This is a genomic window from Amycolatopsis sp. NPDC049252, from assembly GCF_043197175.1.
Taxonomy (GTDB): Bacteria; Actinomycetota; Actinomycetes; order Mycobacteriales; family Pseudonocardiaceae; genus Amycolatopsis.
Genome location: NZ_JBICSQ010000038.1, coordinates 59,457 through 79,261 on the forward strand (window position 1 = coordinate 59,457; position 19,805 = coordinate 79,261).

Sequence of the window (19,805 nt, forward strand, 5' to 3'; positions counted from 1 at the left end):
TGAAACACGTTCTATTTCTACCACGGTGCTCACGGCAGGGCCACCGCGACGGCGCGGCCGGTGCCGACGAGTTTGTATAACGGTCTATACGGCCCGTTGCACGGCGTCCGGCACCGCGGGCGTCCCAGCGGTGTCCCACGGGGGTGGCGTTCCCGCTGGTCCGGTGGGGTGGGACTGTCCCGGCGTCCCGAGTTGAGCGCCGACCGGCGACCGGCGGGGTGGCCGCTGCGAGCCTCCTCGCCATGCAAAGACTCGCTCTGGCCGTCGCGGTGCTGCTGGTGTTCCCCGCCGCGACCGCCGCCACGGCCACCACCACCGCCGCGGCCGCACCCGTCGCGGTGTGCGGGCACACCAGCTCCCAGCCCACCCTGAAACAGGGCGCGACCGGCACCGAGGTCACCGAGGCCCAGTGTGAACTCAGCCTGGCGACCAAGGCGAGCCGGTACACGCCCATCGGCGCGGACGGCTCCTTCGGCCCGGCGACCGACGCCCGGGTGCGCGTGTTCCAACAGTGCGCCGCGTTGAGCGTGGACGGCGAGATCGGGCCGAACACGTGGGCCGCGCTGAACTCCTGGTCCGCGCACCCGAAGAAGTGCGCCACCCAGGGCACTTCGGTCACCGCGCAGAGCGTGGTGTGCGGCCATTCCACGGCCCGCCCGACCCTGCAGAGCGGTTCCAGCGGCGTGGAGGTCAAGGAGCTCCAGTGCCGGCTGAACCTCGCCATGGAGCCGGGCCACTACCCGCCGCTGACCGTCGACGGCACCTTCGGCGACGGCACCCGCAACCGGGTGATCGAGTTCCAGCACTGCGTCAACGCCAGTGCCGACGGCGTCGCCGGGCCCACCACCTGGTCGAAGGTGACCGACTGGTCCAGCCGCAACGCCTACTGCGTCCCGCCGAAGCCCGCCGGGCACCCGATCGACGGTGTCGACACGGCCAAGTACCAGCACCCCGGCGGCGCGCCGATCAACTGGGGCGCGGTGAAGGCGTCCGGTGTCGAGTTCGCGACCGTCAAGGCGACCCGCGGCCTCAACGTCACCGACGAGTACCTGGCCACGGACCTGCCCGCCGCCCGCAACGCCGGGCTGGCCGTGGGGCCGTACCACTTCTACACCGGCACCGCGGCCAACACCGGCGCAGCGCAGGCGGACCGGTTCATCGCCGCGGTGCGGGCCACCGGGTACACCGGCAAACGCGCCGGTGACCTGCCGCCCGTGTTCGACCTGGAGTGGAAGGACGACGGCTCCGGCGGCTGCCCGCCCTACGTCACCGTCGCCGACGCCAAGGCGTGGCTGGACAAGGTGGCCGCGGCGTTCGGCCGGACCCCGATCATCTACACCCAGAAGTCGTTCCTGGACGCGTGCCTGGGCGGCACCACGGCGTTGTCCTCCTACCCGATGCAGCTCGCCGACTACCGCCAGTCCGTCACGCAGCCGGCCCTGCCCGCCGGGTCGAGCACCTGGCTGATGTGGCAGTACACCGACGCGGCCATCCCCGACGGCATCCCCGCGCCGGCCACCGGGGACGTCTTCAACGGCACCCAGGCCGCGCTCGACCAGCTCGCCAACCGCTGAATCCCGCCCGAAATCCCGTTAGGAAAGGACGAGAATGAGTCTCCCCATGAGCCGCCGCACGGTGCTCCGCGGCGCGGCCGTCATCGGCACGGCCGCGGTGGTCAGCCCGCTGCTGCTGTCCGGCACCGCCCAGGCGTACCCGTGGTCCCGCACCCTGACCGAGGGCAGTACGGGCGCCGACGTCACCGAGCTCCAGATCCGGGTCGCGGGCTGGGCGGCCGACTCGCCCAGCCACAGCCGGGTCTCGATCGACGGCGAGTTCGGTCCCGGCACGGCGGCGGCGGTCCGCCGGTTCCAGACGGCCTACGGCCTCGGCGCGGACGCCCAGGTCGGCCCGGCCACCCAGGCCGCGCTCAACGCGCTGGAGCAGAGCGACGGGTCCACGGCGCACTTCAACTTCAGCGAGTTCACCGACCGGGTGAGCGGCACCTTCAACGGCGGCAAGGTCAGCGCGGCCACCGCCAAGGAGAACGCCCGCCGCTGCATGTACAAGCTGGAGGCGGTGCGCAAGAAGCTCGGGAACAAGCCGATCACGGTGAACTCCGGGTTCCGCAGCATCGCGCACAACGCGGAGATCGGCGGGGCCAGCGACAGCATGCACATGTACGGCACCGCCGCCGACCTCGACGTGCCGGGCGTGGCCAACAAGACCGTCTACCAGAAGGCCGAGACCAGCGGTTTCTCCGGCCTGGAGACCTACAACACCGACCACCAGCACGTGGACAGCCGGGCCGACCTCGGCCGCGCGTGGTGGTGGGAGAACGGGACCGTCTGACCGGCGACCGGGGGTCTGACGCCGGAAACCCCGCCCTCGAGGGGTTTCCGGCGTCAGCGATTCCCGGACCACGGCCGCGAAGCCCGCGCCCTCCGGCCTGCACCCTCGGGGCCACCCCTCGCGGAGGGCGCGGGCTTCGCCCTGCCGGTCCGGCGGGCCCCGGTGCACCCGGACCGCTGCCCCCCGGTTCTGGATGCTGGGGCTCGCCTGGCGTCAGGCCGGTTCGCGGACCAGGCCCACTCAAGCAGTGCGCAGGCCCACTCAAGCAGTGCGACAGCCTCGGTCAGTGCGACAGCGGGCTCTGGAGGGCCGCCGAGCAGGCCGGCCAGTCGTGGAAGTCGCGGTGCGCGCTCCACAGGCGGTGCGCCGCCTCGATGTTCCAGGCCGGGTCGAACGCCTGCCGCGGCGTGCCGCCCAGCTCCAGCAGGCGGCCGTCGGAGATCTGGAAGACGCCCCAGTTGCGGCTGCCGTTCGTGTTCGGCAGCACCCACAGCGGGTCGAGGAACGAGGCGCAGCGGGCGATCGCGACCGCGGTGTCCGGCGCCTCGGTGAACACGGCCCGGATCCGCTGCTCCACCATGGCTCCCGACCAGCCCGCCATGCTGGTCCGGTGGTCGTACAGCGCGTTCTTGGTGGCCTCGTCGACGACCCCGCGCGGGGGCAGGCCGGCCAGCACCTGGAACGCGGTGACCCGGCGCAGGGTCTCCGGGCCGAACGAGCCGTCGACCGAGAGCCGTCCCTGGGCCGAGACCAGCAGGTTCTGCACCTCGGTGACGCACTCGTCGTGCTGACCCATGCTCACCGGCGGCTGGCAGGCGGGGGAGAACAGCACGCGGTCGGCGTACCGGCCGGGTGGCGCGACGGACCCGTCGGCGGTGACCCAGACCAGGCCGCCCGCCAGCAGGACCGCGATCGCGATGGCCACCGCGAGGTACCCGCGCCGGCGGCCCGGCCGTGTGATGGCCTCGACGGTGGCCGGCGGCGGGGTCTCGACGTGCTCCGGGGGTGCCTCGTCGACCCGGTCGGCGTCGGCCAGGGCCCACAGCTGGTGGAGTTCGCGCAGCTCTTCGGCGGACGCGCCGCAGACCTTGGCGAACGAGTGGACCACGCGGTAGTCGGCGGGCACGCTCTGGCCCGAGCAGTAGCGGTGCAGGCTGGAGCCGCTGGCCCCGGCCTGCTTGCCGAGACGTTCGTAGCCCTGCCCGCTGCGGTCCTTGAGCATGCGCAGGTAGGCGGCGAACTTGTCCATGTGCGGTGTCACTGTGACTGGAACACCTCGCTCCGGCAGCGGATGACGGGACGGAAGCTAACACCGTCCCACCGCGCACTGGGCGGAAACTCACGGATTGGGCCACACGGCGGTCCGCACCAGGCCGTGTGGTGGACCGATTCCTTTCGGGGGCGCGGACGGTCTGCACGGTCGAGAGGTGCCCGAGAGACGAAGGAGATTCATGTCCGCCGTGCCGTCCGACGAGGAGTTCCGGACCTACAACGAAGGCGTCATCAGCGAGTTCCGCGCCCACCAGGGCAAGGTCAGCCGGCCGCCGTTCCCGATCCTGCTGCTGACCACCACCGGGGCCCGCACCGGACGGCGGACCACCGTGCCGCTCGGCTTCGGTGTGGACGAGCGGGGCCGCGTCTTCGTGGTCGGGTCGAAGGCGGGCGCTCCCCGGCATCCGGCCTGGTTCCACAACCTGCGGGCCGATCCGGCCGTGACGGTCGAACTCGGCGACCGCACCTACCGGGCCCGCGGTGTCGTGACGACCGGCGAGGAACGCGACCGCCTCTACCGCCTGGTCTCCGACGGCACCTCCGCCTACGAGCGGAACACCGACCGGACGTTCCCGCTGGTCGTCCTAGAAGGCGTCCCGGCACCGGACTGACCCTCGGACGACCTGGTCGACGCGACGCGCGAGCTCGACCGTGTGCAGGAGCCCTTCCGAATGACCTGACGGGGGTGTGTTTTCATGGAAACTTCGTGATCGTCGAGGGGCTGAGGTGGGGGACGGATGAGCAATCCATTGGTCGCGGAGACCAAGGATTCGACCACGGCGTACTCGGGTGTGTCACTGCTGGAATCGGCGGCCGACCTGAAGTCCGCGATCGAGTCCGGCGACTGGGCCTCCGTGGCGATGGGTGCCGTGGGCACCGCGCTGGACGCGTTGTCGATGGCGATGGACCCGTTCGGGGCGATCCTCGCCGCCGGTGTCGGCTGGCTGATGGAGCACGTCGGGCCGCTCAAGGAAGCGCTCAACGGACTGACCGGCAACGCCGACGAGATCGCGGCCCAGTCGGAGACGTGGAAGAACATCGCGACCGAACTGGGCAGTATCGGTGAGGACCTGACCGGGATGGTCAAGGCCGACACCGTGTCCTGGACCGGGAACGCCGCCGACACCTACCGCCGGCGCGCCGACGACACCGTGACATTACTGGCCACGGCCCAGAAGGGTTGTGAAGGCGCTTCCAGTGGCGTGAAGACCGCCGGTGAGGTCGTCGCGGCGGTGCGGGCGCTGGTGCGGGACATCATCGCGGAGCTGATCGGGCACCTGATCAGCTGGGCGCTGCAGGTCGTGTTCACCCTCGGCATCGGGCTCACCTGGGTGGTGCCGCAGGTGATCGGCGCGGTGGCGAAGACGGCGTCGAAGATCGCGGACCTGGTCAAGCGGCTGGTGACGGCGCTCAAGGCGCTGATTCCGCTGCTCAAGCGCGCCGGGGATCTGTTCTCGGACGCGGCGAAGGCGCTGCGCAAGATCAAGCCGGGCAAGGCGGCTCCGGCGCCGAAGCACGCCGACATCAACGGCAGCCCGAAGGGCCTGGACGGGCCCAAGGGCAAGGGCGGGGACTCCACCACGCCGTCCGGTGCGAAGGGCGACGGCGACGGCACCCACTCCTCGGGTGCGGACGCGCCGCCGAAGACCGACCCGCCGCCCAAGTCCGATCCGCCGCCCACGTCGAAGGGCCCCGACGGGGACCCGCCGCCGTCCGGCACGCCCAAGGGCGGTGGCGACTCGACGACGTCTTCCGGTGCGAAGGGCTCCGGCGGCTCGAAGGGGCCCGAGCGGAACACCTCCGAGACCAAGGAACCCGTCTGCAAGGAAGGCAGCGGCGACCCGATCGACGTCGAGACCGGCGACGTCCTGGTCACCGAAAGCGACCTCGTCGTGCCGGGGCCGCTCGGCCAGCTGATCGTCCGCAACCACGTCTCGTCCTACCGGGCCGGGCGCTGGTTCGGTCCCTCGTGGGCGTCCCTGGTGGACGAACGGCTGACGGTGGCGGACGGGACCGTCACCTACCACAGCGCCGACGCGATGATCCTGCGCTTCCCGGTGCCCGCGCCGGGCCAGGCCACCACCTCCCCGCACGGCCCCCTGCGCCGGCTTTACGCGCAGGGCACGGGCTACGTCGTGGAGAACCCGGCGCGCGGCACGCTGCACCGGTTCGTCCCGGCCGAGGGCGACCCGGACCTGCTGCTGCTCAGGGAGATCCGTACCGAGACCGGGGGCTACGTCGAGCTGGAGCACGACGCCGACGGCGCGCCCGCGCTGCTCACGCACTCCGGCGGCGCCCGGATCGCCTTCGACGTCGACGGCGGCCGGATCCGCGCGGTGCGCGCGCTGTCCGGCGGCGGTGACGTCCTCGTCGCCCGGTACGACTACGACGCGAACGGCCACCTCGGCCTGCGCGCGAACTCGTCGTCCCGGCCCGCCCACTACACCCACGACCCCGAAGGCCGGATCACCGGCTGGACCAACCACATCGGCGCCTGGTACCGCTACGTCTACGACCAGCAGGGCCGCTGCGTGCGGGGCGTCGGCGACCGGGGTTACCTCGACGCGTCGCTGAGCTACGGCGACCGGCGCACCACCGTCACCGACTCGGTCGGCAAGCAGACGGTGTACGAGTTCGACGAGAACGGGAACACGGTCGCGCTGACCGACCGGACCGGCGGCGTGACCCGCAAGGAGTGGGGACCGCGCGACGTCCTGCTCTCCCGCACCGACCCGCTGGGCCGGCGCACCGAGTTCGAGCACGACGCGCAGGGGCGGCTCGTCTCGGTGCTGCGCGCCGACGGTTCCCGGGTGCTGATCGCCGAGCGCGACGACACCCAGCTGGTCATCGAGGTGGCCGACGGCGACCGGGTGTTCCGCCGCCGCTACACCGCATCGAACCTGCCGGACCCCTACACCGACCCGCTCGGCGTGGCCGCGGACCAGCACCTCGAGCAGGTGGCGGACACCGGCACCGCGCCGGACGCCGCCGAACCCCGCGTCGAGGCCGACCTGTTCGGGCGGCCGCGCGTGATCGAGGGCGTCGCCGGCCGGACCACGTTCGCGTGGACGGTCGAAGGCTCGTTGCGGGAAGTCGTCGCCACGGACGGCACCCGCCGGCAGTGGACGTTCGACGGCGAGAGCGAGGAGACCTCCCACACCGACGAGCTGGGCCGCGTGGTCCGCACCGAGTACGGCCCGCAGGGCACGGTCACCGCCACGGTCGACGCCGTCGGCGCGCGCACCACCCAGCGCTACGACACCGAGCTGCGGCTGGTGGCCGTGACGAACGCCGCCGGGCAGACCTGGCACTACGCCTACGACGCCGAGGACCGGCTGCTCGCCCAGACGGACTACGCCGGCCGGGTCACGCGGTGCGAGTACGACGCCGCGGGGCAGCGGGTGCGGCTCACCGGGCCGGCGGGGGAGACCGTCGAGTCCCGGTACGACGTGCTGGGCAACTTGACCGAGCGGACCAGCCCGGCCGGCACCGAGACCTACCGCTACGACCCGGTCGGCCGTCTGGTGCGCGCCACCGGCCCGGACGGCGTACTCGAACTGGAGCACGACGCGGAGGGCCGCCTCACGCGCCAGAGCACCGCGGCCGGGACCACCACCTTCGACTACCCCCACGGCGCGAAGAACCGCCGCACTCCGTCCGGTGTGGACGTCCACTGGGGACACACCGCGGACGGCCTCGAGCTGCTGCGGGTCGCCGGCACCGAGCTGACCCTGTACCAGGACGCCGCCGGCCGCACGCTCGGTCTCTCCGCCGGGCCGAACCCGTTGCTGCGGCAGGAGTTCGACCCCGCCGGGCGGCTCGCCGCGCAGCACACCCCGGCCGGGGCCACGCGCTGGCTCCGGCGCCCGGACGGCAGCGTCGCCGCCCGGGAGGCGCCGGCCGGCGGCGTGCGGTACGAGTTCGACAACGCCGGCCGGGTCACGGCCGCGCTGCACCCCGGCCTGGCCGAGCGCTACGCCTACGACGTGCTCGGCAACCTGATCTCCTCCTCGCCGGGGACCGGTCCGGAGGCCGGACCGCGCCAGTACGCCGGTGGCGTGCTCGCCGCGGCGGGCGCGGTCCGTTACGCCTACGACGCGCAGGGCCGGCTGATCCGGCGGACCCTGCCCGCGCCGGACGGGACGGCGCTGACCTGGACGTTCGGCTGGGACGCGCACGACCACCTGGTCGCGGTGCGCACCCCGGACGGCACCCGGTGGCGCTACCGCTACGACGCGCTCGACCGGCGCGTCGCCAAGGAACGGCTGGACACCGCGGGCGGCGTCGCCGAACGGGTCGACTTCGCCTGGGACGGCACGAACCTCGTCGAAGCCCGGCACACCGCCGGTGGTGCGCTCGTGGAGGCCCTGACCTGGATCCACCACCCCGACGAGGACCGGGTGGTGGCGCAGGCGCGCACGCTGCCCGACGGGCGGGTCGAGGTCTCCGCGGTGATCACCGACGAGATCGGCACGCCGACCGAGCTGGTGAGCCCGGACCACGGCACGGTCAGCCCGGTGCGGACGAGCCTGTGGGGCCTGACCGCGGCCGGCTCCCGCCCGCCGACCCCGCTGCGGTTCCCCGGCCAGTACTTCGACGCGGAAACCGGCCTGCACTTCAACGTCTTCCGCTACTACGACCCGGCCAACGCCCGTTACATCTCGCCGGACCCGCTCGGCCTGACCCCGGCGCTGAACCCGGAGACCTACGTCGAGGACCCGTTCCTCGCGGCCGACCCGCTCGGCCTGACCCGCAACAGCGGCAAGGTCGTCAACTACGCCGACGACCCGACCGCGTTCCTCGACGACGACGCGACCTTCGAGTCGGCCGCCCCGTGCAAGAAGGCCCCGAAGAAGCGCCCGAACCCGAATTCGGGCACCGGAAACGCGGCCACCGGTTCCGGCTCCGCCACCAAGAAGCCCCGGACCGGCCGGTACGACCCGCCGCTCACCGGCAACGACAACGTGTCGCACGGGAACTCCGGCCGCACGGTGATGGAAGGCGGCGGGAAGTCGGGCGGCGGCTCACTCGACGGGTCCGGGCGGGGGAGCCGCCCCGGCGGCACCACGCCGGCGGGCAACCACCTCACCGACGTCAACGAGCTGAACGGGACCAAGCACGCGAATTTCGACCCGCGCCTGCAGGCCGAGCTCGACAAGCTCAAGGGCGACGGCAAAAACGGCTACAAGCCCGACACCGACGAGGGCTACTTCATCAAGGGGCACCTGAAGAACAACGAACTCGGCGGCTCCGGGACCGCCGACAACATGACCACGCTGTCCCGGAAGGCGAACTCCCAGATGTCGGGCAACTTCGAGAGCAAGCTCAAGCAGGCCGACATCCAGATCGGGCAGGTCAAGGACACGGTCACCCGGATGGGCGACACGGAGCTGCAGCGGAAGATGAACGACTGGGGCATCAGCGGGAAGCCCGCGGACTTCCGCAAGGAGGTTCAGGGCCTCAAGGTGGACTATTCGGTCACGGCCAGCGACAACGTCAAGTGGCCGGACGCCCGCAACCCCGCCGAACAGGGCATCCGGGACCACGTCAAGCTCGACGCCGAGTACCAGGGCCTGACTCCCAACGTGCAGAATTTCATCCAGCACAACAAGCCGGACAACTTCCTGACGGAGTTCCCGCCGAAGGGGACGAAGCTGGACACGATCAGCGGGGCGTTCGACCCGCCGATCCGCTGGGGTTCGAACCGGCCGATGCCCAACCTCGGCGAGTGACCGCGGGTTCGGCGGTCAGCTCTTCTCGCCGGTGCTGCGGAGGTGCTCCTTGACCTTGGCGATCGCGAAACCCCAGCCCTGATCCACCGTGGGCTTCGGTGGGACGGACATCTCCTCGGGGTTGGTGAGGACGTCCAGCAGCACCGGGCCCTCGGTGCTCAGCGCGCGCGGCACGGCCTCGGCGAGGGCGTCCGGGTCGGTGACCCGGATGCCCGTCAGGCCCATGGCGGTGGCGACCGCCGCGAAGTCCGGGTTGTCCAGCTCGGTGCCGAACTCGGGCAGGCCGGCCTGCTCCTGCTCGAGTTTCACCATGCCCAGGCGCCGGTTGTCGAACACCACCAGCTTCACCGGCAGCCGGTAGGTGCGGATGGTCATGAGGTCGCCCAGCAGCATGCTCAGGCCGCCGTCGCCGCAGAACGCGATCACCTGGCGGTCGCGGTCCTGCAGCTGGGCGCCGATCGCCTGGGGCATCGCGTTGGCCATCGACCCGAGGTTGTACGAGCCGAGCAGCCGCCGCGAGCCGGTCATCCGGACGAAGCGCGACAGCCACACCGTCGCCATGCCGGTGTCGGAGGTGAACACGGCGTCGCGGGCGGCGTGCTCGTCGACCAGCGCGGCCAGGGCTTCCGGCCGGATCTGGTGTTCGGCGTTGTCGAAGACGGACCGGACCTTGCCGGCCAGGCCCTTGTCGTGCTCGGGCGAAGCCAGCCGCCGCTGCCCGGCGTGCCAGCGCTCGAAGTGCGCGCGGGCGTCGTCGAGGTGGGTGCGGGACGCCTGCGGGGACAGCCGCGGCAGCAACGCGGCCACGGTGGGGGCGACGTCGCCGACCAGGCCGACGTCGACGGGGACGCGGCGGCCGATGTGCTCGGCCACGGCGTCCACCTGGATGACCTTCTTGCCCGCCGGGTACCAGGCCCGGTAGGGGAAGTCGGTGCCCAGCAGGAGCAGCAGGTCGGCGTGGTCCATCGCCTGGGCGGCGGCGGGGTTGCCGATCAGGCCGGTCTGGCCGACCTCGAACGGGTTGTCGTCCTCGAAGCCTTCCTTGGCCTTGAGAGTGAGCACCATCGGCGCGCCCAGCCTGTCCGCCAGGGCCAGCACGTCCTCGCGGGCCTGCCGGGCGCCGCGGCCGACGAGCAGGGTGACCTTCCCGGCGGCGTTGAGCAGCTGGGCGGCGGCGTCCAGCGCGGGGTCGTCGGGGCGGGTGCTGCGCTCGGCGAGGGAGAACCGCGGCTCGCGGTCGGCCTCGACCTTCTTGTCGCCGACGTCACCCGGCACGGTGAGCACGGCGGGGCCGCCGCGGCTGATCGCCGTGCGGACCGCGATCTCCAGCAGGCCGGGGATCTGCTCGGGTGCGGTCACGGTGGCGCGGAAGACCGCGACGTCCTTGAACAGCAGGTCGTTGTCGACCTCCTGGAACATGTCGGTGCCGATGTCGGCCTGCGGGACCTGCCCGGTGATGGCGAGCACGGGAGCGTGGGACTTGGCGGCGTCGTAGAGGCCGTTGAGCAGGTGCACCGACCCGGGGCCGACGGTGCCCATGCAGACGCCGATGGTGTCGGTGAGCTGGGCCTGCGCGCCGGCGGCGAACGCGGCGGCCTCTTCGTGCCGGCAGCCGATCCACTCGATGCTTTCGGCGCGGCGGATCGCGTCCGTCAGGGGGTTGAGGGCGTCGCCGACGACGCCGAACACGTGCGTGACGTCCAGCTGGGCGAGGCTGTCGACGATGACCTGGGCGACGGTGCGGGACACGGGTTCTCCTGGTGGTCAGACGGTGAAGTGGTCGGGATCGGCCGCGGCCCAGTCCTGGGCCCAGTCCCGCGGCGGTGCGGACAGCAGCTGCCCGGGGGCGAGCCAGTCGTAGAGCTCGGCGTAGGAGCGCACCTCGTGCGGATCGACGCGGCGGCGGAGCATGTGCGGGCGCAGCTCGGCGGGGGACCGGACGCCCATCGACGCCATGATCTGCAACGCGCCGGCCACCGTGGAGCGCTGGAACCGTTCCACGCGCAGGGACTTGTCGGCGACGTCCAGGGCGCGGGCGCGGCGGGCGTCCTGGGTGGTGACGCCGACCGGGCAGCGGTTGGTGTGGCAGCGCTGGGCCTGGATGCACCCGACGGCGAACATCATCGCCCGCGCCGCGTTCGTGTAGTCCGCGCCCTGCAACAGGCGTTTGACGATGTCGGCGCCGGTGGCGACCCTGCCGCTGGCGCCGAGCCTGATCCGGTCGCGCAGCCCGGTGCCGACCAGTGCGTTGTGGACGGTGATGAGGCCTTCGGTCAGCGGCGTCCCGATGTGGTCGGCGAACTCCAGCGGCGCGGCGCCGGTGCCGCCTTCGGCGCCGTCGACGATGATGAAGTCGGGCGTGACGCCCTCGTCCACCATCGCCTTGCAGACAGCGAGGAACTGGCTCCGCGAGCCGACGCAGAGCTTGAAGCCCGTCGGCTTGCCCCCCGCGAGCTCGCGCATCGAGGCGATGAACCGGATCAGCTCGCGGGGTGTGGAGAACACCCGGTGGTACGGCGGGGAGATGACGGTCTTGCCCTCCGGGACGTCGCGGACGCGCGCGATCTCGGCGTTCACCTTCCCGCCGGGCAGCACCCCGCCGATGCCGGGCTTCGCTCCTTGGGAGAGCTTCAGGGACACGCACTTCACCGCGTCGTGCGCGGCCTTGTCGGCGAACTCCTCCTTGTCGAAGCCGCCGTCGCCGGTGCGGCAGCCGAAGTAGCCGGTGCCGATCTCCCAGACGAGGTCGCCGCCGTGGCGCAGGTGGTACTCCGAGAGGCCGCCTTCGCCGGTGTCGTGGGCGAACCCGCCGAGGGCGGCCCCCTTGTTGAGGGCCAGGATCGCGTTCGCGGACAACGAGCCGAAGCTCATCGCCGAGACGTTCAGCAGGGCCATGTCGTAGGGCTTGGTGCAGTCGGGGCCGCCGATCCGGATCCGCGGCGGGTCGTCGGGCTGCGCCACCGGGGCCATCGAGTGGACGAGGGACTCGTACCCGTCGGCGTACACGTCACGCTCGGTGCCGAACGGCTCCTCGGCGTCGGTGCCCTTGGCGCGCTGGTAGACGATGCTGCGGACGTCCCGGTCGTACGGGCGGCCGTCGAAGTTGCGCTCGACGAAGTACTGCTGCAGCTCGGGCCGGAGCCCCTCGAGGAGGAACCGCAGGTGCCCGAGCACGGGGTAGTTGCGCAGCACCGAGTGCTTGCGCTGGAGGAGATCCCCGCACCCGACGGCGGCGACGGCGAGCAGCGGCACCGCGAGCAGCCACCACCACGGGCCGGCGAACACGGCGAGGGCGGTGGCGCCGAGCGCGAGCAGGGAGAGCGCAGCCATCGCGCCGAATCTGAGCACGGAACCGAAGCTAACCGCGTCCCCGGCCGGGCGCAGGTCGAGCGACGGTTACCGACGTCGATGGGGCATTCGTCCCGGTGGGCGCGGCGTCGAGGCGTAGTTCCGGCCGGTCGGGGTACTCCCTGGGCCAAGGCTGCTTTCGGCACCGGTTTTGCTCGTCAAAGGACCCCATGGACCTCCCGGAACCCGCCACGCACGAATACCGGTTCGACGCCGGCGTGCCGCTCGACCTGGCCGCTGTGCGGCGCTGGATCCGGAGCGTGCTGGCCGGTGCCTCGCCGGAAGGCCTGGAGGACGCGCTGCTGCTGGCCACCGAGCTGGTCGCCAACGCGCTGGACCACGCCCAGGGGGTGCGGGCCCTGCGCATCCGGTGCCGGGATCCGCGCTCGGCGGTCCGGCTGGAGATCGACGACGCGCGCCCGGACCTCGGCCTCCGGCTCGGCCGTTTCTCGCCGGGCGAGGATCGCGGCCGGGGCCTCCTGCTGGTCGACGCGGTCAGCCGCCGCTGGGGTGTGGTCACGCACGACGACGTCTACAAGACGGTGTGGGCCGACCTCGCCGGCTGAGCACGTCAGCGGAAGTCCTTTGTGGACAGTGGAAAACGTCACTCGTTCGAGTGGCCGCGGAAAAACTCGGCGATCGCACCCGTCCGGTACCCGGCAGGCGCCGAATGACCGTCGAGATCAAGCAGTTCCGCGGATTCCCGCGGAGAACTGAAAGCCGCGCATTCCTGGAGTGATTTTCGTGCACAAGATCCGTATCGCCGGTATCGGCCTGACCGCGGCCGCCGCGTTGACCCTGACCGCCTGTGGCAGCGGCGACACCGCGTCCTCGGGCAGTTCCAGCAGCGCCCCGGCGCCGTCTTCGTCGATGGCCGCGCCGTCGTCCAGCATGGCGGCCGCCGCCGACGGTGTGACCACCAACGCCGACGTCTTCGGCCCCGCGTGTTCGCAGCTGCCGCAGGGCTCCTCGCCGGGTTCGCTGGACTCGATGGGCCCGCAGCCGGTCGCGTCGGCGGCGTCGACGAACCCGTTGCTGACCAAGCTGGTCGCGGCCGTGAAGGCGACCAACCTGGTGGACACGCTGAACAGCCAGCAGGCCATCACGGTGTTCGCGCCGGCCGACCCGGCCTTCGCGGCGCTGGGTGACGCCAAGTTCAACGAGCTGGCGGGCAAGCCGGCCGAGCTGGCGCCGATCCTGCAGTACCACGTCGTCGGCAAGCGTTACGACGCCAAGGGTCTCGCCGCCGCCGGTTCGCTGGAGTCGCTGAACACGGCCGGTGGCCCGCTGAAGATCGAGGGCACCGGTGACACCATGACCGTCAACGGCGCGAAGATCCTGTGCGGCAACATTCCCACCAAGAACGCCACCGTGTTCGTCATCGACAAGGTCCTGACGCCGGGCACCAACAAGTAACCCGAGCTCCCGGGTCGGCCGGCCCCGGTCTGGCGGCGGGTCGCAGGGACTCGCCGCCGGGGGGACGCCGTAGCGGCGGCGTCCCGCCGGCCGTCGCCACCGCCGGTTCACTCCATGGTCGTGGCGGCGGCCGGCTCTCCTCGTGCACCGGTGTGGTGGCACCCGATCGCCGCGGTTTAGAGTTCCCCCAGGTGCATCGCCGCCGTCGGCGACTTGCTCGTGCGAGAGGGGGCTCGGAGCGGTGATCGTTGCTTCGACCGATTCCCCGCGGCTGCTCGTGCCGTCGCCCCCGCCCGCGGTCAACCGGCTCTCGGTGCTGCTGGTCGAGGACGACGACGGCGACGCGCTGCTGGTCGAGGAGATGCTCGCCGACGTCCCGGTCGAGGCCGAGCGGATCACGCTCCTGCGGGTGGCGACGCTGGCGGCCGCGCTGCCGCTGGCCGGGGGCGTCGACTGCGTGCTGCTGGACCTGCAGCTGCCCGACGCGTCCGGCCTGAGCGCCCTCACGACGTTGCGCCGGCACAGCCCGGCCGGCGCCATCGTGGTCCTGACCGGGCAGGACGACACCGCCACCGGGATGGCCGCCGTCGCCGCCGGTGCCCAGGACTACCTCGGCAAGGACCAGGTCGACGGCCCGCTGCTGATGCGCGCCATGCGCTACGCGTGGGAACGACGGCGAGCCGAGGGCGCCGAACAGCGCCTGCTGGAGCAGCAGCTGCTCGCGGGGGAGAACGCGCGGCTCGAACGCGGCCTGCTGCCCACCCCGCTGCTCGCCGACGACCGCCTGGGCCTGGCGGTCCGGTACCGCCCGGGCCGCGACGGCGCGCTGCTGGGCGGCGACTTCTACGACACCGTCGAGCTCGCCGACGGCACCGTCGAGGTGATCATCGGGGACGTCTGCGGGCACGGGCCGGACGAAGCCGCGCTGGGGGTGGCGCTGCGGATCGCGTGGCGGGCCCTCGTGCTGGCCGGGCTGCCGGCCGTCGAGGTGCTGGCCACGGTCGACCGGGTCCTGGTCAACGAGCAGATCGAGCCGCTGTTCGCCACCGCGTGCATGGTCACCGTCGCCCCGGACCGGACGTCCGCGCGGATGGTGCTGGCCGGTCATCCGCCGCCACTGCTGCTCGCGCGGGGCGGTGCGGCCGGGTTCCTGCCGTCGGACGGGCTCGGGCCGCCGCTGGGTATCCCGCTGAAACGCCCCCGCCGGCAGACCGAGGTCACGCTGGAGCCGGGCTGGTCCCTGCTGCTCTACACCGACGGCATCTTCGAAGGCCGGTCCGGCGGCGGCGATCGCCTCGGCCGGACGCGGATGGCCGCGCTGGCCGGCGAGCTCCTCACCGGACCGGGTGATCCCGGCGCCGCGCTGGACGCCCTGATCGGCCGTGTCCAGCAGCTGAACGACGGCCCGCTGGACGACGACGTCGCGCTGGTCCTGCTGACCGGCGAGCCTGCCGCCTGACCGGACGGGACGACCTTCGTCCAACCTTTTCGCGCTTGTCGAAGTGCTCGTAGCGCGTTGTCCTGCTTGGCCAGTTTCGCCCTCGGCACCCGGGTTCTGCGGCACGTGGACGACAGCTTCGCCGTCCATTTTGGACAATTCGGCGGTGTACCCGCTACTCAGTGGTAGCAAACCCTTTCAGGGGAAAGAAAAAACATCAAACGCCACCCAATCCGGTGATGCCCTTCGCCTCGAAAGCTGACTGACGGTGAAGTCCAGACCGAAAAGGGGGTGAGATGGATGGATACTTCCCAGACGGATTACGCGCTGGTTCGGCACCCACTGGTACTGCGGGTGCTGGTCGTGGCCGGCGCGTTGTTCGGATTCACCCTGTTGGCCTTGGCCGTGTCGGGGGCCGCGGACGCTTCCGAAGGTGCGCCGCCGCCCGACCGGTCCGGTCTGCTCGATCGGGTCGGCCACGTCGCTCATGACGTGCTCGCACCCGCCGGTCCGGTACTCGAGCCGGTCACGGACACCGTGCACGCCGTGACGTCGCAGGTGGCCCCGGTGGTGCGGCCGGTGACGAGCGGGCTCGAGCCCGTGCTCGCGCCGCTGACTCGGCCGGTGCTGCACGCGGCGGAGCCGGTGCTGTCGGCCCTGCGGCCGGTCACCGAGCCCGTGCTGTACGCGGTGTCCCCGGTGACGTCGCCGGTTTTGCCGACCACGGCCCCGGTGACCGCACCGGTGGTGCGCGGCGAGCACGTGCCGGCCGGGCAGCCGGTTATCGCCACGTCCCGTGGAGAAACCGTTTCCCCGCAAGCGGTCGGCCGGCTCGCTCCGGTCGTCGTCAAGCAGGGTGGTACTCAGCGTCGTCACGACGCGCAGGTCGCCGGGGACGCGGCCGTTCCGATGCCCGGATCCGGTGGCGGGGAACTCCCCGCCGACGTGTCCGGCACGAGCGGCGCGATGTCGGCGGGTTCCGGTGGGCAGCACGGTGGCGAGTATGCCGTGACCGCCGTCGGGACCGGCACGGCCGGGACCGATCGATCCTGGCGGGCGCCACCCGCGGGCTCGTGGTCGTTGCACTGGCTGGAGTTCTACGGCAACGACCATCCGAGCTGACTTTCCCTTTCCACCTCCGGAAATCCACAGTGGACAGATGGTAAGGAAAGGGAAGTCATGCACAAGTACGTGCGACGCGGCCTGACCGCCGCCTTCATCTCCGGCGGGTTCGTCCTGCTGGGATCTGCGGTGGCCAGTGCGGACACCGGGAGCCCGGGCCCGCTGGGCGGGCTCGGCAACACCCTGCACTCGGTGGTGGCCGGCACCGCCACCGGTGGCACCGGCGGAACCTCGGGCGGCGGCGGGAACGCGAGCAGCGGCAACAGCGCTGTCAGCGGGAACTCCGGCAGTTCGGGTAACTCCGGGTCCACCGGCGGCAACAGCGCCTACGGCGTCTGTGTGCTGGCCAAGTGCACCACCTCGGTGTCCTCGGGCAACTCCGGGAACACGGGCGCGACCGGCTCGACCGGGAACGCCTCGAACACCAGTACCACCACCGGTGGCCACTCCGGGAACGCCGGCAACGGCGGCTCCGGCACGTCGGTGGCGTCGGGCGAGAACACCGCGGACACGCGGGGCGCCCGCGGCGTCCTCGGCTCGGTCACCGGTACCGCGAAGGGCGGCAACGGTGGCAACTCCGGCGATGCCGGGAACGCCACCAGCGGCAACACCGCCGTCAGCGGCAACTCCGGCAGCTCGGGTGACTCCGGGTCCACCGGCGGGAACAGCGCCTACGGCCTGTGCCTGCTGGCGCAGTGCACCACCACCGTGTCCTCGGGCGACTCCGGGAACACCGGCGCCACCGGCTCGACCGGTGACGCGACCAACACCAGCACCACCACCGGCGGGAACTCGGGCTGGGCGGGCAACGGTGGCGACGCCGCCGTCGCCGGCACCGGCCAGAACTCCGCCGGCAACACCGGTGGGCACGGCTGGGGCTGGAACCGTCACGACCAGGGCGGCAACACGGGCGTCCTGGGTTCGGTCACCGGCACCGCCAAGGGCGGCAACGGTGGCAACTCCGGCGACGCCGGGAACGCCACCAGCCACAACAGCGCGGTGACCGGGAACTCCGGCACCTCGGGTGACTCGGGTTCCACCGGCGGCAACACCGCCATCGTGTGGACCCTGGGCGGCCAGGACAACAGCCGTGGTCACCACAACGGTGGCTGGAACAAGGGTGGCTGGAACCACGACTCGGGCTGGAAGCACGAAGTCACGAAGTCGGCCACCACGGTGACTTCGGGCAACTCGGGTGACACCGGCGCCACCGGTTCGACCGGGGACGCGTGGAACTCCAGCACGACCACCGGCGGGAACTCGGGCTGGGCGGGCAACGGTGGCGACGCCACCGTCGTGAGCACCGGCAAGAACTCCGCCACGAACAACGGTGGGCACGGCTGGAACCGTCACAACCAGGGCGGCACCAGCAGCGTCTCCGGCAAGGTCACCGGCACCGCGACCGGCGGCAACGGCGGAAACTCCGGGGACGCCGGGAACGCCACCAGCCACAACAGCGCGGTGACCGGGAACTCCGGCAACTCGGGTGACTCGGGCTCGACCGGCGGCAACACCGCCGTCACGTCGGCCCGCGGCGGCCACCAGGGTGGCTGGAAGCACGAGAACGGCACGAAGTCGGCCACCACGGTGACTTCGGGCGGCTCGGGTGACACCGGCGCCACCGGCTGGACCGGCGACGCGGGCAACACCAGCACCACCACCGGCGGGAACTCCGGCTCGGCGGGCAACGGCGGCGACGCCGCGGTCATCGCCACCGGCTGGAACACCGTCGCGCACGGCCCGCACACCGTCTGACGGTCAGCGGCGAACACCAGGGCGGGGCACCGGAGGAATCCGGTGCCCCGCTTTGTGCCCGTGTTGCTGGTCCGTGGAGATTCCGTTGTTCCCGGCGTGAGGTGAACCAGTGATCCTGGAGTGCCCGACACCTTGGAGTGACCATGCCGCGTCCCTACGCCAGCGGAGTCGTCGCCGCGCCCGTCGACAAGGTCTGGGCCCGGGTCCGCGCGTTCGGTGACCTGCCCGATTTCCTCGGGGCGATCGGGCACTGCGAGATCGTCGAAGGCGCCGACGGGCACGTCGGGGCCGTCCGGCGGTTGACCCTCGCGGCCGGCGGTGACCCCTTCGACGAACGGCTGCTCGTCCTCGACGACCCCGCTCGCACCCTCACCTACGCGTTCACCGGGGCCAACCCCTTCGGTGTGCGCCGCTACGTGTCGACGATCCGGGTCAGCCCGGTCACCGACACCGGCGAGTCCTTCGTCGAATGGTGGGCGGAGTACGACGCCGACGCGGCCCAGGAGGAGGACCTCGACCGCACCTTCGCCCACGACGTGTACGGCGGCGGCATCGACGGCCTGCGGAAGCTGCTCGCCTAAATGTGATGTCCAGGGACGTTGTCCCGAGTTGAGGTGACCAGCGGCGGCCTGTCGTGCTGACAGGTGAAGGCCTCCGGTTGTGAAGTGGAGGTGTCTAGGAACCGCTTCACCGACCGGAGGCCTTCGTGTCCCACCCTAACGCCACCCTGACCCCACGCACCCGGCTGCGGCTGGCCCGCCTGATCGTCGAGCAGGGCTGGACCTGCACCGCAGCGGTGAAGATGTTCATGGTCGCCGCCAAAACCGCCGCGAAATGGGCCGCCCGCTACCGAGCCGAAGGCGTGGCCGGGATGGCTGATCGCAGCTGCCGTCCCCGCCGCAGCCCGACCCGCACACCCGAGCACCTGGTGCGGGCGATCGTGCGGTTGCGGTGGCGCAAGCGGCTGGGCCCGGTCCAGATCGGCGGCCTGCTCGGCCTGCCCGCCTCGACCGTGCATGCGGTGCTGGTGCGATGCCGGATCAACCGGCTCTCCCGCATCGACCGGGTCACCGGCGAGCCGCTGCGCCGCTACGAACACGACCATCCCGGGTCGCTGATCCATGTCGATGTCACCAAGTTCGGCAACATCCCCGACGGCGGCGGGCACCGGTTCGTCGGCCGCGCTCAAGGTGACCGCAACCGGGCCGCGACCCCGGGCAAGCCCCGCAACGCCTACCGCAACCCCAAGATCGGGACCGGGTTCGTGCACACGGTGCTCGACGACCATTCCCGCGTCGCCTACGCCGAGATCCACGCCGACGAAACCGCCGCCACCGCCACCGCAGTCCTGCGCCGGGCGGTGGCCTGGTTCG

Annotated in this window: 14 protein-coding genes; 11 read left to right on the forward strand and 3 right to left on the reverse strand. The window is 71.9% G+C overall.

What is annotated here, in order from left to right; genetic code table 11:
- Positions 1 to 242 precede the first annotated feature (242 nt).
- A complete protein-coding gene (locus ACGFMK_RS30585; RefSeq protein ID WP_392770396.1) occupies positions 243 to 1,574 on the forward strand; it encodes a GH25 family lysozyme in 1,332 nt (443 codons plus the stop codon).
- A 34-nt stretch (positions 1,575 to 1,608) separates the two neighbouring features.
- The gene (locus ACGFMK_RS30590; RefSeq protein WP_392770398.1) at positions 1,609 to 2,349 is read left to right on the forward strand and encodes a D-Ala-D-Ala carboxypeptidase family metallohydrolase; all 741 of its coding nucleotides are present in this window, start codon (positions 1,609 to 1,611) and stop codon (positions 2,347 to 2,349) included.
- 283 nt (positions 2,350 to 2,632) lie between these two features.
- Here ACGFMK_RS30590 and ACGFMK_RS30595 read toward each other — a convergent pair whose 3' ends face one another.
- Positions 2,633 to 3,598: a helix-turn-helix domain-containing protein gene (locus ACGFMK_RS30595; protein WP_392770401.1), complete on the reverse strand. Its 966-nt coding sequence runs from the start codon at positions 3,596 to 3,598 to the stop codon at positions 2,633 to 2,635.
- Positions 3,599 to 3,800: 202 nt separating this feature from the next.
- On the opposite strand from ACGFMK_RS30595, the gene ACGFMK_RS30600 reads away from it, so the two are divergent.
- Both ACGFMK_RS30600 and ACGFMK_RS30605 read left to right on the forward strand, forming a co-directional pair.
- Positions 3,801 to 4,232 (forward strand): nitroreductase/quinone reductase family protein, encoded by a 432-nt coding sequence (locus ACGFMK_RS30600; protein WP_392770404.1) that lies wholly within the window; start codon positions 3,801 to 3,803, stop codon positions 4,230 to 4,232.
- Positions 4,233 to 4,358: 126 nt separating this feature from the next.
- A complete protein-coding gene (locus tag ACGFMK_RS30605) occupies positions 4,359 to 9,353 on the forward strand; it encodes an RHS repeat-associated core domain-containing protein (RefSeq protein ID WP_392770406.1) in 4,995 nt (1,664 codons plus the stop codon).
- Between the two features lie 15 nt (positions 9,354 to 9,368).
- Here ACGFMK_RS30605 and ACGFMK_RS30610 read toward each other — a convergent pair whose 3' ends face one another.
- Both ACGFMK_RS30610 and ACGFMK_RS30615 read right to left on the reverse strand, forming a co-directional pair.
- Positions 9,369 to 11,102: a thiamine pyrophosphate-dependent enzyme gene (locus tag ACGFMK_RS30610; RefSeq protein WP_392770409.1), complete on the reverse strand. Its 1,734-nt coding sequence runs from the start codon at positions 11,100 to 11,102 to the stop codon at positions 9,369 to 9,371.
- 15 nt (positions 11,103 to 11,117) lie between these two features.
- Positions 11,118 to 12,683, reverse strand: a complete 1,566-nt coding sequence (locus ACGFMK_RS30615) for an FMN-binding glutamate synthase family protein (protein WP_392770412.1) — start codon at positions 12,681 to 12,683, stop codon at positions 11,118 to 11,120.
- 188 nt (positions 12,684 to 12,871) lie between these two features.
- On the opposite strand from ACGFMK_RS30615, the gene ACGFMK_RS30620 reads away from it, so the two are divergent.
- The 7 genes from ACGFMK_RS30620 to ACGFMK_RS30650 form a co-directional block, all read left to right on the forward strand.
- Positions 12,872 to 13,267: an ATP-binding protein gene (locus tag ACGFMK_RS30620; protein ID WP_392770415.1), complete on the forward strand. Its 396-nt coding sequence runs from the start codon at positions 12,872 to 12,874 to the stop codon at positions 13,265 to 13,267.
- A 178-nt stretch (positions 13,268 to 13,445) separates the two neighbouring features.
- A complete protein-coding gene (locus ACGFMK_RS30625; RefSeq protein WP_392770418.1) occupies positions 13,446 to 14,117 on the forward strand; it encodes a fasciclin domain-containing protein in 672 nt (223 codons plus the stop codon).
- A 244-nt stretch (positions 14,118 to 14,361) separates the two neighbouring features.
- Positions 14,362 to 15,576, forward strand: a complete 1,215-nt coding sequence (locus tag ACGFMK_RS30630; protein ID WP_392770436.1) for a PP2C family protein-serine/threonine phosphatase — start codon at positions 14,362 to 14,364, stop codon at positions 15,574 to 15,576.
- A gap of 279 nt (positions 15,577 to 15,855) precedes the next feature.
- Positions 15,856 to 16,677, forward strand: a complete 822-nt coding sequence (locus tag ACGFMK_RS30635) for a hypothetical protein (protein ID WP_392770421.1) — start codon at positions 15,856 to 15,858, stop codon at positions 16,675 to 16,677.
- Positions 16,678 to 16,734: 57 nt separating this feature from the next.
- Positions 16,735 to 18,432 carry a beta strand repeat-containing protein gene (locus ACGFMK_RS30640; protein WP_392770423.1) on the forward strand — a complete coding sequence of 566 codons (1,698 nt, stop codon included), beginning with the start codon at positions 16,735 to 16,737 and terminating at the stop codon, positions 18,430 to 18,432.
- Positions 18,433 to 18,575: 143 nt separating this feature from the next.
- On the forward strand, positions 18,576 to 19,013 hold the full coding sequence (locus ACGFMK_RS30645) for an SRPBCC family protein (protein WP_392770426.1): 438 nt from the start codon (positions 18,576 to 18,578) through the stop codon (positions 19,011 to 19,013).
- A gap of 125 nt (positions 19,014 to 19,138) precedes the next feature.
- Positions 19,139 to 19,805 (forward strand): leucine zipper domain-containing protein (locus ACGFMK_RS30650; RefSeq protein ID WP_392770428.1); only part of this gene is annotated, 667 nt, incomplete at its 3' end.